At 47.4% G+C, this 17,338-nt stretch carries 11 protein-coding genes, 1 tRNA gene and 1 pseudogene; 3 read left to right on the forward strand and 10 right to left on the reverse strand.

The window, feature by feature from the left end; genetic code table 11:
* The first annotated feature begins 81 nt into the window (after positions 1 to 81).
* The gene (locus tag M2133_RS03460; RefSeq protein ID WP_277464574.1) at positions 82 to 3,015 is read left to right on the forward strand and encodes a putative LPS assembly protein LptD; all 2,934 of its coding nucleotides are present in this window, start codon (positions 82 to 84) and stop codon (positions 3,013 to 3,015) included.
* A gap of 84 nt (positions 3,016 to 3,099) precedes the next feature.
* On the opposite strand, the gene ung is transcribed toward M2133_RS03460, so the two are convergent.
* Both ung and asnA read right to left on the reverse strand, forming a co-directional pair.
* The gene (gene ung / locus M2133_RS03465) at positions 3,100 to 3,762 is read right to left on the reverse strand and encodes a uracil-DNA glycosylase (protein ID WP_277464575.1); all 663 of its coding nucleotides are present in this window, start codon (positions 3,760 to 3,762) and stop codon (positions 3,100 to 3,102) included.
* Positions 3,763 to 3,893: 131 nt separating this feature from the next.
* Positions 3,894 to 4,931, reverse strand: coding sequence for an aspartate--ammonia ligase (gene asnA, locus M2133_RS03470; protein ID WP_277464576.1), 1,038 nt, complete (start codon positions 4,929 to 4,931; stop codon positions 3,894 to 3,896).
* A gap of 201 nt (positions 4,932 to 5,132) precedes the next feature.
* On the opposite strand from asnA, the gene M2133_RS03475 reads away from it, so the two are divergent.
* A tRNA-Arg gene (locus M2133_RS03475) sits at positions 5,133 to 5,204 on the forward strand.
* Positions 5,205 to 5,240: 36 nt separating this feature from the next.
* On the opposite strand, the gene M2133_RS03480 is transcribed toward M2133_RS03475, so the two are convergent.
* Together M2133_RS03480 and M2133_RS03485 are read right to left on the reverse strand one after the other, a co-directional pair.
* Positions 5,241 to 5,657, reverse strand: a complete 417-nt coding sequence (locus M2133_RS03480) for a type II toxin-antitoxin system HicB family antitoxin (protein ID WP_277464577.1) — start codon at positions 5,655 to 5,657, stop codon at positions 5,241 to 5,243.
* Between the two features lie 59 nt (positions 5,658 to 5,716).
* Positions 5,717 to 5,908: a type II toxin-antitoxin system HicA family toxin gene (locus tag M2133_RS03485; protein ID WP_277464578.1), complete on the reverse strand. Its 192-nt coding sequence runs from the start codon at positions 5,906 to 5,908 to the stop codon at positions 5,717 to 5,719.
* 193 nt (positions 5,909 to 6,101) lie between these two features.
* Here M2133_RS03485 and M2133_RS03490 point away from each other — a divergent pair, with 193 nt between their 5' ends.
* The gene (locus M2133_RS03490) at positions 6,102 to 6,572 is read left to right on the forward strand and encodes a DoxX family protein (protein WP_277464580.1); all 471 of its coding nucleotides are present in this window, start codon (positions 6,102 to 6,104) and stop codon (positions 6,570 to 6,572) included.
* 208 nt (positions 6,573 to 6,780) lie between these two features.
* On the opposite strand, the gene M2133_RS03495 is transcribed toward M2133_RS03490, so the two are convergent.
* From M2133_RS03495 to M2133_RS03520, 6 genes and pseudogenes are all read right to left on the reverse strand, one after another.
* Positions 6,781 to 7,602, reverse strand: coding sequence for an ROK family protein (locus M2133_RS03495; RefSeq protein ID WP_277464581.1), 822 nt, complete (start codon positions 7,600 to 7,602; stop codon positions 6,781 to 6,783).
* 12 nt (positions 7,603 to 7,614) lie between these two features.
* On the reverse strand, positions 7,615 to 9,228 hold the full coding sequence (locus M2133_RS03500) for a trehalase family glycosidase (RefSeq protein WP_277464582.1): 1,614 nt from the start codon (positions 9,226 to 9,228) through the stop codon (positions 7,615 to 7,617).
* Positions 9,229 to 9,260: 32 nt separating this feature from the next.
* A complete protein-coding gene (locus M2133_RS03505) occupies positions 9,261 to 10,685 on the reverse strand; it encodes a PA14 domain-containing protein (protein ID WP_277464727.1) in 1,425 nt (474 codons plus the stop codon).
* 159 nt (positions 10,686 to 10,844) lie between these two features.
* Positions 10,845 to 12,623 (reverse strand): annotated as a pseudogene (locus tag M2133_RS03510) (alkaline phosphatase); the annotation flags it as partial.
* A 24-nt stretch (positions 12,624 to 12,647) separates the two neighbouring features.
* Complete coding sequence (locus tag M2133_RS03515; protein WP_277464583.1) at positions 12,648 to 15,578, reverse strand: GH92 family glycosyl hydrolase; 2,931 nt, start codon at positions 15,576 to 15,578, stop codon at positions 12,648 to 12,650.
* 113 nt (positions 15,579 to 15,691) lie between these two features.
* Positions 15,692 to 17,293, reverse strand: coding sequence for a RagB/SusD family nutrient uptake outer membrane protein (locus M2133_RS03520; RefSeq protein WP_277464584.1), 1,602 nt, complete (start codon positions 17,291 to 17,293; stop codon positions 15,692 to 15,694).
* Positions 17,294 to 17,338 lie beyond the last annotated feature (45 nt).

Genomic DNA, 17,338 nt, shown 5'->3' on the forward strand with positions numbered 1-17,338 from the left:
CATGGGAGGTCGTTTATTTATTATACATTTGCATGCTGTTTAGCATAACAACTAAAAGTAAAACGGATAGTTAAACCGGGAATGAAGAGTGACTATTGGTCGATAAAAGATAGTAAACAATGGAAGTTGAAAGGCACTCTCCATAGGATATGGGAATGCCTTACGCCTTTTCAGCACCCTTGTTCTGTCTATTGCTCCCTACTCTTCTTTTTCCTTATCGCCGGAAGTATCCCGAATAAATTAAACGCTCAGGAGGTTGTCACTCCCGTTGAAGAAGCTATAATCGACGATACGATTCTCGCAGCAGACTCCTTATCCCTTCCGACCGACTCCCTGGCGCTCGTGGCCGACAGCCTGGCACAGGCTACTGATAGCATCTCCCGCAAACCGGCAATGCTGGAAGCGCCCGTGCAATACGCGGCGGCCGACTCGATCGTGATGACTGCCGGCAACTGGGCGTACCTCTACGGCGAGGGAGACGTGAAATACATGAACATCGAATTGCAATCCGAAGTGATCGAGATGAGTATGGACAGTAGCATCGTGTATGCCACCTTCGGGCTCGATTCGCTCGATATGGAATTCGGATACCCCATATTCAAGCAGGGAGAAGAGCAATACGAATCGAAAACCATGCGCTACAACTTCAAGTCGGGCAAAGGCTTTATCGGTAACGTGATCACCCAGCAGGGTGAAGGATACGTGACGGCCAACCAGACCAAGAAGATGCCCAACAACGACATGAACATGCTCAACGGAAGGTATACTACCTGCGACAATCACGATCATCCGCACTTCTACATCAAGATGACCAAGGCCAAGGTACGGCCGCATAAGGATATTGTCACCGGCCCGGTCTACCTGGTGATCGAGGATGTGCCGCTGTTTCCGATTGTCTTGCCTTTTGCTTTCTTCCCTTTCTCGAGCAGTTACCAGTCGGGTATCATCATGCCGTCTTATGGCGATGAATCGACCCGCGGATTCAACCTGCACGACGGAGGATACTATTTTGCCATCAGCGACTATATGGACCTGGCGCTCACCGGGGAGATCTATACCAAAGGATCCTGGGGGCTGGCCGCCCGTTCGTCGTACCGGAAAAGATATAAATACTCGGGAAGCTTCAATGCCTCCTACCTGGTGACCGTGACTGGCGACAAGAAGGTGCCTTCGGAATACAATAAGAGCAAAGACTTCAAACTCACCTGGACCCATACGCAGGATGCGAAAGCCAATCCCTTCCGTTCGATCTCGGCCAGCGTGAACTTTGCGACTTCCAGTTACGACCGCAACAATACGGGCAGTTACTATCCCGGCGCTTCCGGCAGTTATGCCAATGCGACACAGAACAACAAGGGATCGACGGTCAACATCACCCAGCGTTTCCCCAACAGTCCGATCTCCTTATCCGGTACCTTAAGCGTGAACCAACGCTCGAAAGACTCGACACTGGCCGTGACCATGCCGGATATCTCCATGACCGTAAGCCGTATCTATCCTTTCAAACGGAAGAACGCGGTCGGAAAAGAAAAGTGGTTCGAAAAGATCTCCATGAGTTACACCGGATACCTGCGCAACAGTATCGAAACGAAAGAGGACCAGTTTCTCAAATCCAGCCTGGTGAAAGACTGGAAGAACGCGATGCAGCATACCATCCCCATCAGTGCCAACTTCAACGTATTCAATTACATCAACATCTCTCCCTCGTTCAACTATAAAGAAAGATGGTACACCAATAAGATCGAACAGGAATACGATCCGCAGAAACAAGCGTTGGCGCCGGTCGATACGATCTATGGCTTCTATCGTTTGTACGACTACAGCGCATCCATTTCCGCTTCGACGACGATATACGGAGACTTCAGGCCCTTGCCGTTCTTCGAGAAACTGACGAAGATCAGCTGGATCCGCCACCGTTTCGAGCCCTCGGTCAGCTTTAGCGCGACACCCGACTTCGGTTCTTCCCGCTATGGCTATTACGAGAACTACGCCTACGTCGGCAGCGACGGGAAAGAGGTGACGGGACAGTATTCGCCTTTCGCCCACAACCAGTTTGGCGTCCCCGGGCGGGGAAAGAGCGGAAGCTTGAACTTCAGTGTCGACAACAATGTGGAGATGAAGGTAAACACCAACGATTCCATCGGCACGAAGAAAGTCAGTCTGATCGATAAACTCTCCCTAGGCATGAGCTATAACCTGGTGGCCGACTCGTTCAAATGGAGCGATCTGAGTACCGGCCTACGCCTGAAATTGACCAAGAGTTATACACTCAACCTGAACGCAACCTTCGACACCTACACCTACCGCCCCGTGACCAATGCCGATGGAGTGATAACCGGCCTGCAACGACAGAACAAAACGCGCTGGGCTGCCGGCAAAGGACTGGGACGATTGATGTCGACCGGGACCAGCTTCTCGTACACTTTCAATAACGACACCTTCAAGAAACTGCTCGGCAGAGGGAAAGACAAAAGCACCACCGGCTCCACTCCGGACGGGCTGGGCGTGAATGGCGATCCGATGAATATGGATCCCGATGATCCGTTTGGCGAGATGCCCGATCAGGAGACGGGCACAGGAGGCCGGCAGCACCTGTTGGAAGCCAAAAAAGAAGTGGGCGAATACGACAGCGACGGCTATCTGATCACGGAGATCCCGTGGAGCCTCTCGTTCAGCTATAGTATGCGCCTGGCCTACGACCGCGCCAAGTTCAATCCCGAAACATTGGAATACAAATACGGCATCACGCACAGCTTGTCGTTCAACGGGAACATACAACCGACAAAGAACTGGAGTTTTAACTTCAATGCCACGTACGACTTCGATAACAACAAGATCTCGTATATGAGTTGTAACCTGACCCGTAACCTGCACTGCTTCCAGATGTCGGCCAGCTTCGTGCCTGTCGGGCCTTACAAATCCTACCAATTCTCTATCGCCGTCAGCTCATCCCTGTTGAAAGACCTGAAATACAATCAGAGCAGCAACTATCGGGATGCACAATCGTGGTACTAAGCAATTACGAATTAAAAATTACGAATTACAAATTAAAAGGAACTCCCAATATTCGTAATTTTTAATTCGTAATTCGTAATTGTCTTACCAAAGGATGGGCTCCTGCCCAGTCGCAATCAAATAATCATTGGCTTTGCTGAAATGTTTGTTGCCGAAGAATCCGCGATAGGCAGATAATGGGGAAGGATGGGCAGACTTGAGCACCAGGTTGCGCGAAGGATCAATAAACGCCCCTTTCTTCTGGGCATACGAACCCCAGAGGATATAAACAATATGATCCCGGCTCTCAGCCAGGCGATGAATAACGGCATCCGTAAAAGCTTCCCACCCTTTGTTCTGATGCGAGCCTGCCTGGTGGGCACGAACGGTCAGCGTGGCATTCAACAATAAGACACCCTGATCGGCCCAACGGGTCAGATTCCCGCTTTGGGGCACCGCAACGCCCAGGTCTGCTTGGATCTCCTTGAAGATATTCACCAGAGACGGAGGGAAAGGAGTACCATCCTGCACCGAAAAACAAAGGCCATGCGCCTGCCCCGGCTCATGATACGGATCCTGCCCGAGGATCACAACCTTTACCCGGTCGAAAGCACAATGCTCGAAGGCATTAAAGATATGTTTTCCCGGAGGATACACCGTCCCCCGTTGATACTCCTGACGGACAAACTCTGTCAACTGCCCGAAATACGCCTTCTCAAACTCCGGCGCCAACTGCGCTTTCCAACTTTGTTCAATCTTAACGTTCACGACTATTTAATTGATAATGGATAATTGATAATGACAGGCCCACAAAAAAGCCCTGAAACCACGTTCAGGGCTTAAAGATAATATCTTCTTTACTAACTTTCAACTTTCAACTTTCAACTTTCAACTTTCAACTAAATAAGCGGCATCCCTGCCTCCAGCGCTTCCTGCCGCATATCATCCGGCCAGATACTGGCCTGGATCTCTCCGATATGTCCTTTACGAAGATAGAACATACAAAGGCGGCTCTGACCGATCCCCCCACCGATGCTCAAGGGCAGTTCATTGTTCAATAAGCGTTGATGGAAAAAGAGCGAAGCCCGTTCTTCGGCACCGCTTAAGCGCAATTGGTGCAATAGCGCTTCCCGGTCTACCCGGATACCCATGGACGACAATTCCAATGAACGGCCCAGGATCTCATCCCAAACCAATAAGTCACCGTTCAAGCCCGGCAATCCGTTCTCGCCCATCGTTGACCAGTCATCATAGTCAGGAGCGCGACCATCATGTTTTTCTCCATTACTCAGCTTACAACCAATACCGATAATAAACACGGCGCCGTATTCTTTGGCAATCGCATCTTCCCGCTCCTTCGGTGTGCTGTCGGGATAGCGTTGAAGCAATTCTTCCGCATGGATAAACGCGATCTGTTGGGGAAGAATAGGTTTGATGCGCGGAAACATCTCGTACACCATATATTCGGTCCGCACCATCGCGGCATAGATCCGGCGAACGATCTCCTTGAGGAAAGCAACGTTACGGTCTTCCGCCCGCATCACCCGTTCCCAGTCCCATTGGTCGACATACAACGAATGCAGGTTGCCCAGTTCCTCGTCCGAACGGATGGCGTTCATATCCGTATAAATACCATAGCCCTCTTCCACCTGGTAATCGGCCAACGTCAGCCGCTTCCACTTAGCCAGCGAATGTACGATCTCGGCGTTCGCATCGTTCAGGTCTTTGATCGGAAACGTCACAGCGCGTTCCGTCCCGTTCAAATCATCATTGATACCCAAACCTTTCAATACAAATAAAGGAGCAGTGACCCGTCGCAGGCGCAATTCGGAGGAGAGATTCTGCTGGAAAAAACTTTTGATCTGCTTAATACCCAATTCAGTCTGACAAAGATTAAGCACTGCTTTATACCCAGCCGGTTTTATTAGATAACTCATTCTTATTGTGTTTTATGCATAACATTTATGAGCGGCAAAGATAGCGATTAAGATCAAAATAGCAAGCAAACAACCTGTTTTAATTCACAAAACGAAAGGTATTCATCCGAAGTTCCGTGCAAAATATCAAAATCAATAAATCTTTCATACTTTTTGCTAAACTGCAAGATAATATGTACTTTTGCGCAGTCTTTCGGACATGCACCCGTAGTTCAATGGATAGAATATCGGATTCCGGTTCCGACGATGTGGGTTCGATTCCCGCCGGGTGTACAAAAAAAGCCGCTTAATTAGCGGCTTTTTTGCGTTTTATAGTTGGATAGATAACAATTCCTCACCCAATTTATGCAAGGCTGTTTCCAATTTTAATGTCTGCTCCGGCCTTGGATTACGCATGCCGGAGGCATAATGCCATAATTGTTTTTGGTTTATGCCTGTTATACGCTCTAAACCCGATTTAGAAAAGATACCATTATAAAACTCCAACAAAGATTTCACATCCATCTTAAAAACCAACGCGTACTCTCCCGACAGTTCTTCAGGCAATTCGTATCCGAACTCCCGACATTCTTCGATGGTAGCCACGATAGCGTCTGCCATATTCCTTTTGATCTCCTCGAAGGTTGCGCCCGTAGCAATGATACCGTCGACTCCTTGAATATAAGCCGAAAAGTTATTGTCTGCTTTTTCGACAACTACGATCAATGTTTTACTCTGATTTCCCATTTTTTACGAATTAACTGATAATAATTGCTGGTCCATCCGTTTCCCTAAGAAAACACGAACTATTTAAGCCCTGCTTCCCGCAAAATCGAAGCCAGAGTGCCGTCTTTCAAATCGTCATTGAGGTTTCCCGGAATAACAATCGGCCTTCTTGCACCCTCTTTTCCGAATATCCGATGGTCTCCTCTCATCCTAAGGAAAACCCATCCGTTTCTTTCTAAGAGATCAATGACTTTCTTTACTTTCATGGTCATAGGCGATCTCTGTTTAAGTTTGGTTATTATTATTCTTCCTTGTCAACCTCACAAAGATAACCATTTTTCTATCACAAACAAGCAGAATGATAACTATTTTTCTACCACACTCAAGGCAATACAACCTTTTCTTCCGCTTTGCTGTTTTATAAACGAGAGTAATAGCGTATGTAAAAAATTAAATAAAGAAATTATGTTATCAATAATCCGATTTTTATTTCCGAACAAACCGGATGGTTTGGGATTCTCCTTGTTATTATTTGCTTTTCGTCTATTGTTTGGTGTCTTGTTGATGAGTCATGGCATACAAAAGTGGATGAATTTCTCGGAACTTTCCGCTACGTTTCCCGATCCGTTGGGTGTGGGCTCCGCCGTGTCGCTGGGTTTGGCCATATTTGGTGAGGTGGCTTGTTCCATAGCCTTTATCTTTGGCTTTTTCTATCGCCTGGTCTTGATTCCTATGATCTTTACTATAGCCGTCGCTTTCTTCGTCATACACGGAGCCGATCCTTTCGCGGTAAAAGAACTGGCGTTTATCTACCTGATCGCATTCGTCATCCTGTATATCGCCGGCCCCGGCAAATTTGCCATCGACCGACTGATCGCCGCTGCCATCGCAAAGAGGCGACAAGGGAGCTTTCAAGCCAATCTCTTCTTGTTTTAAAAAATTCTCCCCTTGTTTTAAAAATTTCCCGCCATGAAACAAAAGTTTCATGGGCATGAAACAAAAGTTTCTCGGGCATGAAACAAAAGTTTCCCGGGCATGAAACAAAAGTTTCTACCGCATGAAACTTTTGTTGCAGACCAAAAAAATGGTGAAACAAAACCGGATTTTTCGGGAAATAGGGGGAGAAGTATCTCACTCCTCCCTTTTATAATTCGGAAGCGCCCAATAGTGCTATATTTTCTTTCCGGGAAGTGGAGATATGGATGCGTTCCAATGTCTCCGGATAAGGGAAGTCTTTCATGTTTTCGAACATGGCAGAAGAGAAAAAGGGATAGGCATTCGAGATACTTCCGCCCAGGATGATAACTTGTGGGTCGTACATGAACAGAATGGCTTTCATCAGATTCCCGATATGGGCACCTATTTGTCGCCACAGTTCCAAGGCGTGAGCCTCCTTCTGCAATCCCATCTGGAAGGCTTCTTTTCCGGTCAGGTTATTCTCTTTGGAGAAAAAAGCACTCCCACAATAGTATTCATAATCATGTGCCAGATAGGGCAGACAACCGATCTCGCCGGCGCCTGTGTTCTGGCCGTTATACAGTTGCCCGTCAATAATAATACCGGCGCCCACTCCCGTGCCCAAAGCTACACAGACCAGGTCTTTATATCCCACACCTTCGCCGAACTTATACTCGCCCAAAGCAAAACAGTTGCAGTCATTGTTTACGGCCACCGGAATACGGAATTCCTCTTCCAGAATCGTTTTCAACGGGACCTTCACCCAGGAGGGTATATTCGCCACATTATACACAACCCCCTGTTGGGCATCGACCACCGAGGGCACGCCGATCCCGATACTTTCCACCTGATCGGTTTTCAACTCCCGGATCATACTGATCAGATGATCCAACACTTCTCTCTCCGGTCGATCGGCACGACAAGGCTCCGATATGCTCCGAATAATTTCTCCATTATGAACTATGCCGACACGTACATTTGTGCCACCTAAATCAATTCCTATTTTCATGTGCGTATGTTATTAGAGCGTATGCGTGCCCGGTTGAAGCGATACCTTTTTATTCTTCCCTTTTCCCCACTGCAGGGTAAATTCCAGGGACACATTAGTCTCTATTGTAACGGAAGGACTTTCGTCCGCCGAATTTCTTTTCTTCACTTTCAACGTAATCAAACCTTCCGGGCCGAAAGGATAACGCTCAATCCCATGCGCTTCCAATTGGGTGATGTCCCAGAGCAATGCTTTTTCAGAGTAATCGGAGCGGACACCCAGAATATATTCGATAAACCCGGCGATAGGGGGTAATCCCGTCCAGCCCACGAAATCCTTACGGGCCATAAATCCGGGTTCAGTGGCTTCGGGTGCATAATATTCCCAGAACGTTCCGGTTTCTTTATACACTTCGAACACGTTTTTGTAATGATTGGCGGCGATTTCTTTCGCCAGGTCCGTATATCCTTTCTGATCGAGGCCGGTGATCACCATATAGTTCGTTCCCGGCCAAACGCCACCCTGCCAGTAACGGCCTTTCGGATTGTATTTCGAATTGTCGGCAGAAAGAGAAGGTACACGGTGCAGGCGATTGAACGTTTCGGGGTTCTTCAATTCACCGACCATCCGGTCTAATTGCTCTTTGGTCAACACATCGGTGAACAAAGACCAGTAGGCTCCGATCCCTTTTGTCGTGTTCAAGCGGCCATCGGCATACTGATCAAATAAAAATCCTTTCTCCTCATCCCAAAGATTTTCACGGACATAGGCCGATAACATCTTTATTTCATCTTCAAATTCTTCGATCTCCTGCCAGCGCTCGAGGTAAAAGCCCATTTCCAACAGTAGGTTGGCCATAAACAGTTGTTGCAGGTTCGTATCCAGCCACACCATGTGCCCGTGGCTGTAGATCATACTGTATTTGGATTCTACGCGAGGCATATTATCCATACCCGTTCCCCAGCCGCTCGACCAATAAGTCCCGTTCGGCCAGGTATGGTTCAGCTTCAGCCATTTGTAATAGGCGCAAAGCACCGGGAATACCTTATGCAGGCGTTCCATATCCCCATATTGCTTGAAATAAGCCATCTCTGCCCAGGGCATCAGGTTTGGACCGGTACTGGTCGGGTCGTAACGTTCGAAACAATCGTATCCGTCGACCATGATCTCCCGGCAGATAAAGCCGTCGGGATGCTGTTTGGCATAGAAATTATCCAGTGAGTGCTGGAAAGGGAAATAATGATAGCCATAACGGGTGAACATCATCATAAACGAAGTGTCCCACATAAAGATATTCCCGTTATAAGCCACATCCAGATAAGGAGAAACAAAGCCGGAGCCCTCTTCTACCTGCCGGATATTGCCGACGGCGATCTCCCAGGCTTTCCAATACATCTCGATTTCTTTCGCATGCCCGTCCCATATCGGATTGGGGAGAATCTGTTTGGCCTCGGCAAAACTTTTAGGTTCCAGATACTTCGGCTTGGTAATCCGGTATTCGTTCTCCGTAACCAAGGGTTCCTTCACATAGGTATTCTTATACGGCAGATTGTACTTGGGCCGCGTTTCGTCTTCCTGTGCTTTCAGGGCAGAGGTCAACACAAAGCCTATCAGTAGAAGCCATAATAATCGTATTTTCTTCATCATCTAATTATTTTATTTGGTTTTATCTAAATCTTTCACTCTTTCTCCGGGAGGTATAGGAAATAATCCGGCAGGGTCGTCTCGCGGATATCCCGACTGGAAACACCGACTTCCAGTACCTGCCCCATATAATCCTCGAAATACAAGACTTTCAGTTCATGGAAACCGGCCTCTAAAGCGACCTTCCCGTCTTTCCGGCGGGAGTTATGCGAACCGTCATTATCGACAACCACATTCCCGTCGATCAACAACCTCGATCCGTCGTCGGAGAACGTATAAAAGCGGTAAACACCTCTTTCCGGGATCCGGATCCAGGCACGAAATTCATACCCGAAATGGTCTTCCGCCGGAGCTCCGGTGATAGATATATTCGGCATCGTACCTTCTTTCACCTTTACGCCGGAGCGCATCTGGTCCGTATGTTTGAATTTCCCTTCATAATAGGTATAGGCTACACCTTGCTTCCGGGGTTCTACCGGTTTTGCCGGGAGATATTCCATATTCTCTTCATCGATCGACGACAATCCGGAAGGGAAATAATAAGTCAATTCGGTGCCGGAAGGAGTTCTGATCCAACTATCGAACTTAAATTTATCTTCATAGAGATCGATAACCCGGGCGCCTCTTTCAAATTTGCCGTAGGCATCCGCACCGGTTACCCGCCCGAAAGCCAAAGCGACATCCTGCTCGATCCCGATATAGTCATTATCATGATCGTGCCCGGTAAAGACACCCATGATATCCTGCCGATCGATCAAAGAGGAAAAGAAGCCGGTATTAATGAGTGGCGAAGCAATCCCCTCTTCTTTATTCCCTATGGTTGTGTTTTTGCCTACTACATTATAATACTCCAGGATCGGGATATGAAAGAAAGCCAAAGCGGGCAACGGCTTTCCGCCATTGGCACGCGTATAGTTCAGGCTCTGCCGGCGATACCAGTCGATCTGATCGTAATGGATCCAGTCATAGTGTCCATACTTGCTTGCCGACGGATAATCATTGGAATCCAGGCAATAGAGCAAAGCGGCAACCGTCCCTTTTCCTTTTGAATCATAGACCGGCAGGACATAGTTACCACAGCCTTTGATATATTCCGGCCCTTTCTCGCCTACAAAATGAGGGGAGGCAGCCAGGATCTCATAAATTTCCGCTTTGGTGATAGAGGCTTCGGCATCGTGATTCCCCATCGTAACGGCAAAAGGGATAGCGGCTTCTTCAAACAGGGCGGCAATGGCTTTCCAGCCTTCGGCTGCCGGCGCATCCGTGACGACATCGCCGGTCAGGATCGCCACATCCGGCTTTTCCGCTTGCAATACCGCCCGGATGGTAGCTGCTGTTTGGGCACAATTGGGCGAGTTATGGCTCCAATGCAAGTCGGTGAACTGCACAATGCGGAACTTCCCGTCATGGAAAGCCAGTTTTTCTTTGGCACTAACATTCCCCAACTCCACGTTTTCCAATACAGTATGGAAGATCTGCGTATTCGGATAGACGCCTGTAAACTTATTCGCCTGAGGGCCATAGGCAAAGACCGGCAACATGATGGGTGTATGATCATCCGTCGTGTATTGAACGGTAATCCCTCCGCCATTCTTATCGCCGTCAACAAGGCTCAGGCCTCCGGTTTCGTGGTCGCCGGTAATAATCACCATTGTCTCTCCATTGCTGTCGGCGAACTTCAAAGCCTCGGCTACCGCCAGGTCAAAACTCAATGTTTCCAGGATCGATCCGGGCAGGGAATTGGCATGTCCTGCGTAATCGATCTTCGCGCCTTCCACCATCAGGAAAAAGCCTTTATCATTTGTTTCCGACAGTTTGCGGATGGCTTCGCGCGTTGCATCTGCCAATAGGCCGATAGTCTCTCCGGTAGCCGCATGTTCCATTCGTTCATCCACACAGATCACTTTCCCGGATTGGGCGTTCATATCGGCTATAGACGTAGCGATGCGGTAGCCCGCTTTCTTTTGCAGGTCGTCCACCAGATCGATGCCGTCCTGACGCTTGGTCAGTTCACGCATGCCGCTGCCACTCAACACGGTTAGCTTTCCATCCAACAGCCAGGCGGTGATTTCATCGGAATGATCCCTTTCGGTCGAATGGCCATAGAAGGCTGCAGGGGTGGCATCCGCCAGATTGCCCAATGTGACCACGCCGGCAGCATATCCGTTGGCATGGAAAATATCAGTCAGCGACGGATAGACTTCGCCATTGGTGCCCATACTGATATGCCGGTTCTTGTGTTTATTGCCTGTGGCCAGGGCGCTGCCTGCCGCGGCCGAGTCGGTCGTCCATGCGTCGTCGGCCTGGGTTTGCTGCAAGCCCACATATTTCAGAAGCGACATCGTCAGCCCCTTATTCACCGCGTCGGCCGCACAGATCTGCGCCAGTCCCATCCCGTCGCCGATCAGGAAAATTACATTCCGGACCACCGTATTGTCTCCGTCGTTCCGGTACGTAGGCTGATAGGTCTCAATTCCTTTCGCAAGTTGCAGGTTTTTCGTCCGGAACCCCTCAAAGCCTGCAGTAGCCTTGTCTAACCGGGTGGCGCGTGCCAGATCGTCTTCGCTCTGATCTGCGGTATTGATGCGGTAAGTCTTCTTTTGGAAATCACGGAAGTAGGCCGCGCAGGCTTCCGGTGCATCGGTATTGATATAATCGACCCCAATCGTATAAAAGGTATTCCATGCAGTTACTCCGTCCGGCGTTCCCCAGAAGCGAATGGGTTTCTCCAGGGAATGTACCTTGCGGATCACTTCTGTCACCTGGGCATATTCGGAATCAATGATCGTTCCTTTCCCGTTCCAGTGGGTATAATCACGCAGATTCAAGCTGATCATAGCAATCCGCTCCAACTGATCGGCAGTATAACCGGTCTGATCTCCATCGAAAGAAATGATTGCCGGGTATCGATGAAAGTCTTCCGGCTTCGGACGGTTACCGGAAATGACTACCCGCACGGCCAAAGGGTTGACCGTCGGATCGAATACTTCAGGATATTGCTGTAGCTTTTGAATTAACCGGTCCAATGTTGGATCGACCAGCGTTTTCAGATCGATCAATAACACCAGGGTTTTATCGGAGTCATGCCAGGCTTTTCCTTTATTCTTGCGAAAAAGCTTCACTAAGGGCTCAATATAAGATTCGTCTAACGTAGGTGCTGTGGATAGCTCGTTCCGGTCATGGGCAACCAACAGTTCATCGGCTTTATCTGTAGCAAAAATATCCGCTTCTATGGAAGAGAATTGCTGTGCATACGCCTGATAGAAAGGCACACGCTGACGATAATCATTATGAGAGTGAAGCAATACGTCCTGTGCATAAACCAGTTGCAGGGACAAAACGAACAGGACGAAAAATATTATTCCTCTTTTATTAAAACTTTCACATCTGTGTTTCATGGCATTACTATTTTCTATTTTCCTTTACTTTATATAAAGATTAGATTCGGGTATGGCTTCAAAAGCAGAGGAAGAAGGCGTCTTCCATCCCCAACTCAAATGTTCCCCTTCATAATCTTCAAAATACATCAACTTATAGGTATGATATCCTTTTTTCAACGCGATCCGCCCGTTCGCCATAATGGCAGCATGCGATCCGTCATTGTCTACTATCTTTTTGTCGTTTATATACAATACACTTCCGTCATCCGAACGTGTCATAAACTCATAAATCCCATCTTCAGGCGCCCACAGATATCCGGTAAATATAAAAGCGAAATGATCTTCCTGGCGGGCACTTTCAATAGAAGGCGAAGGCATAATTCCTTGCGCTTTCACCGGTGTTTTTTCGATATCGGCTACCCATTGGAAGTAACCTTCGTAATAGCGATAATCAGTGCCGTTTTCTTTCCCTTTCATTATTCGCGGATTATCGAAAACAGCTTTCGTTGCTTCAATAGAAAAAGTCCGGCTTGGCTGATATCCTTCTTTAAAAGCTTTTGCCCGGATAGTCCTTGTACCTGACAGGTGGAATGGCTCTTTATAAAGGGTAGAATTGCGATTGGGTTCGGTTCCATCCAGGGTATAACAGATCGTTGCCCCAGGTGTAGCCGTACCCAGATCAACCATTGTCTCCCCGACAAACAGATATAGATCTTTTGTTGTATAAGGGATAGACACCACTGGTTCCATTGTCAGCGAATAAGGAGAAGCTTCTTCCGACACTCCTCTCCCCCTGTTCGGTTGTTCGACAAGATGATATTCCAAAAGGCCGCCTTCCATAAGCTGTTCATAAGTCAGGAAATTCTTTTCAATCTCCCGTCCATTGAGTTTTACCTGTTCAATATAAATATTTTTTGCAGATGAATTAGCCTCGATAGTTAATCGTTTCCCATTGGCCAACCGGATAGTCGCCTTTTTAAACAAGGGAGCAGTGAATACAAATTCACCAGTTCCGGGACATACGGGATAGAAGCCGAGGCTACTGAATACATACCATGCCGACATCTGTCCACAATCTTCGTTTCCGATAATGCCTTCCGGAGTAGGCAAATACATTTCTTTCAGGATACGGCGGGTCATTTCCTGAGTCTTCCAGGGCTGCCCGACATAATTATACAAATAGGCCATATGGTGGCTCGGTTCATTTCCATGTGCATATTGACCGATCAATCCGGTTATATCCACCATCTCTCCTTCTACTGCCGATTCCACGAGAAACAAACTATCCAGTTGGGCGGTAAACTCTTCTTTCCCGCCGAAAAGTTGTATCATTCCGTTCACATCATGAGGAACAAAGAAGCGGTATTGCCATGCCGTTGCTTCAGTATAGGCTCTTCCCGGTTCAAAAGGATTGAAAGAATTATCCCAGTTTCCATCCATTCTCTTTCCACGGAAGAAACGGGTATATCCATCAAAGACATGAATATAAGATAATGCGCGTTGTTTATAGGTTTCGTAATCTGTATCCTTTCCCAATTCCTTGGCCATTTGGGCAATACACCAATCATCGTACGCATATTCCAACAGACAGGAAACGGATTCACGCTTGATATTGGAAGGTATAAAACCATATTTCACATAGTAATCTGATCCTTTACTGTTTATATCCGAAGACCGTTTCATCGCTTCGAATGCCAGTTCCACATCATAGTCACGGATCCCTTTCCGATAAGCATCCGCAATGACCGAAACACTGTGATAGCCGATCATTGTTCCTGTTTCACCGGCAGACAAAGGCCATATAGGCAATTCGCCGGTAGTTTTATATACTTCAAGAAAAGAACGGATCATAGCATTGACCAATTCAGGATTCACCAGGGTCATCAATGGGTTCCAGGCACGAAAAGTATCCCAGATAGAAAAGGTAGAATATTGTTCACTTCCCGGAGAGGCTTGCGCAATCGCCATATCATGACGACGGTACTGACCATTGCGGTCGCTAACTATATTGGGAATGATCTTGGTGTGATACTGTGCGGTGTAAAAAATCTTTAAGTCGGCTTCGCTTCCCCCTTCCACAGTGATATCGGAAAGCGCATTTTCCCACGCCGACCGTGTTTCGGCATGAATAACATCGAAATTGAAATCCCGGGTATCTTCCTGCATATTCTGGCGGGCATTGTCTTCACTTACGATAGAGATCCCGACTTTAGCTACAATCGGCGTCCCATCCGAAGTGCCGAAAGAAAGTAAGACCTGCCGGTTTTGACTATCAGAGTCTGTCGCAGGTAATTGTATTTCGCCGTCACTCATAAAAGTAACATCCTGAAAGTCGGAAGAAAATTGAGCAACAAAATAAATATACTGATTAGGAGTCCATCCTTGTGTCCTGCGCATACCGGATATTTCATTGGATGCGGTTTGATGAACAGCGACCATATCAATCACTTCATTTTCGAGCAAATGAGCCAGGTCTATAATCAAATGTTGCTTTTTCCCTTTATCATACGTATAACGATGCACTCCGGTATACGTTGTTGCCGTCAGTTCCGCCCGAATACCTTCTTCGGGAAAGTAAACCGAATAATAACCCGGAGAAGCTTTTTCATCTTTATGAGAAAAAGATAAAGGTTCAAAAACAGATCCGTTATTGGTAGGATTGAGGTCTCGGGTGGTCGGATGAAAAAGAATATCTCCCAGATCAATACAGCCCGTCCCACTCAGATGAGTATGAGAAAAGCCGATAATCGTACTATCACTATAATGATATCCGGAACAGGCATCCCAGTTCCCTTTTCGGGTATCCGGACTTAATTGCACCGCTCCATAAGGCGCCGTGGCTCCCGGATAGGTATGTCCGTGAAAACCGGTCCCAATAAATGGATCGACATAATCAATCGGTTTCTTTTCCTCCTGGATACAACTGATTACCCCTAACAGGCAAATGACAGATAATAAGTGAATCTTTTTCATCAGTACTCTTTTCCTTACAAAATTAGCATTTTGCGAATAAAACACCAGTGCTTCATTCGCAAAGCACTGGTGTTTCACTAATAGGCTCCGGAATGTCCGAGCTAATTGTCAGATCAATTCCCTATCGGATTTTGTTTTAACCGACCGGCAGCCTTGGTGACTTCCTGTGTCGGATAAGGGAATACGATATCATACTCAGGCTCGAATATACGTGTTTCTTCGCCCAATGGCCAGATCTGTATTTTTGTCCATGTAGCATCCGGATCACCCCGGTCTTCATAATGACGTCCGTACTTGGGTGCATTCAGCCTATCATATTGCTTCCAGCGTTTCAGGTCCATAAAGCGATCGGTAAATTCTCCGGCCAATTCGCAACGGCGCTCATGCATCAGGTCTTCCATCGTTGCATTGGTATACTTATTGCCCAGTCCTGCGCGTGAGGTCAGGCGATTCAGTTCGGTTGCCGCTTCCCCTCCTCGTCCTAACTGAATAAGCGCTTCCGCTTTAAAGAGAACCATTTCGGCATGGCGGAATAGAGGTAAATTCAAATCGGTTGTCGGGTCATTACCATTCTGTGAAATATATGAATTGGTCGTCATATCGCCATTCGTGCCATACGAGAACGGTTCCATATATTTATTCAGCATAAATCCGGCTTCATAATCGGAGGTGGAAGAAAAACGCATCTCTTCGCCCAGGAAAGTAAAGGTTTGTCCATACTCAAGCATGGTAACCGCACGTCGGGTATCGCCTTCGGCAAACTCTTCAAACAAACCTAAAGTGGGTTTCATATATCCCCAACCATTATATTTGCCCCATCCTTTATTCTCCAACACAACACCCGGGAACTCGCTTCCGGCCTCGCTTGCGCCATTCGACGTCACAGACCAGATATATTCCTTAGACCAATTGTTCGCGATCTTAAATACCTCGGCGAAGTCACCCAATAGACCGCGTTTGCAATCATTTTCAAGCATATTGACCAATTCGGGTATTTGCGCCCATTTCGAGTTATCATGATAAGCCCAATAGGCATACGTCTTCACCTTTACGGCAATAGCCGCTGCCTTATGCGCACGTCCCCAGTCATCGGTGCTGTATTCCTCGAAATAGGGTAGATAAGTCATTGCCTTATCCAAATCGTCGATGACCAATTCATAGTTTTTCATGACAGTCGCCTGTTGATCCGGGATCTCATAATTGTAGGTATCATAATCTTCATAGCGAACGAAAGGCACACCCTGATCGGCGCGTCCGTAACGATAAGCCATGATGAAATGGCACCAGCCCCGCATGAAATACGCTTCGCCTAAGCTCCGTTTTTCCACACTCGACAAATTGTCTACTCCTTTTTTCAATAAAGAAGATACAATCCAGTTTCCACGGGCAATATAGTCATAAAACATCTTCCAGTTTGAGGTCAACGGGCTCTCATCGCCGTTGAAATGGAAGTTTGCCAAGCTGTTAAATCCGCGTGAACGTCCCCATACGAAGTCATCTCCTCCCCCGGCTTGTTCGTAAAACAGGTCGCGGCCGAATGTCGTTTCCTTTCCCATAATCCAGTATAAGGCATCTATGGCGTCCGTTGCGTCCTTATCAGTCTGAAAGAAAGTTCCCTGACTGGGTGTACCCTCCGGTGTTACCTCAAGAAAGTCAGAACACGAAGTAGTTGTCAGTCCTATTAATATAGATAGGATTATAATATAATTTTTCATACGTCTATTTATTTTATTGATATGTTAAACTCACAATCGCACGTT

Source organism: Parabacteroides sp. PF5-6 (genome assembly GCF_029504695.1).
Lineage (GTDB): Bacteria > Bacteroidota > Bacteroidia > Bacteroidales > Tannerellaceae > QVMG01.

What these genes read in the sequence shown, in the direction of transcription:
- M2133_RS03460 (WP_277464574.1), top strand. Translation starts at nt 82, where the DNA reads ATGAAGAGTGACTATTGGTCGATAAAAGATAGTAAACAATGGAAGTTG.
- asnA (WP_277464576.1), bottom strand. Translation starts at nt 4,931, where the DNA reads ATGAGTTATCTAATAAAACCGGCTGGGTATAAAGCAGTGCTTAATCTT.
- M2133_RS03480 (WP_277464577.1), bottom strand. Translation starts at nt 5,657, where the DNA reads ATGGGAAATCAGAGTAAAACATTGATCGTAGTTGTCGAAAAAGCAGAC.
- M2133_RS03485 (WP_277464578.1), bottom strand. Translation starts at nt 5,908, where the DNA reads ATGACCATGAAAGTAAAGAAAGTCATTGATCTCTTAGAAAGAAACGGA.
- M2133_RS03490 (WP_277464580.1), top strand. Translation starts at nt 6,102, where the DNA reads ATGTTATCAATAATCCGATTTTTATTTCCGAACAAACCGGATGGTTTG.
- M2133_RS03495 (WP_277464581.1), bottom strand. Translation starts at nt 7,602, where the DNA reads ATGAAAATAGGAATTGATTTAGGTGGCACAAATGTACGTGTCGGCATA.
- M2133_RS03500 (WP_277464582.1), bottom strand. Translation starts at nt 9,228, where the DNA reads ATGATGAAGAAAATACGATTATTATGGCTTCTACTGATAGGCTTTGTG.
- M2133_RS03515 (WP_277464583.1), bottom strand. Translation starts at nt 15,578, where the DNA reads ATGAAAAAGATTCACTTATTATCTGTCATTTGCCTGTTAGGGGTAATC.
- M2133_RS03520 (WP_277464584.1), bottom strand. Translation starts at nt 17,293, where the DNA reads ATGAAAAATTATATTATAATCCTATCTATATTAATAGGACTGACAACT.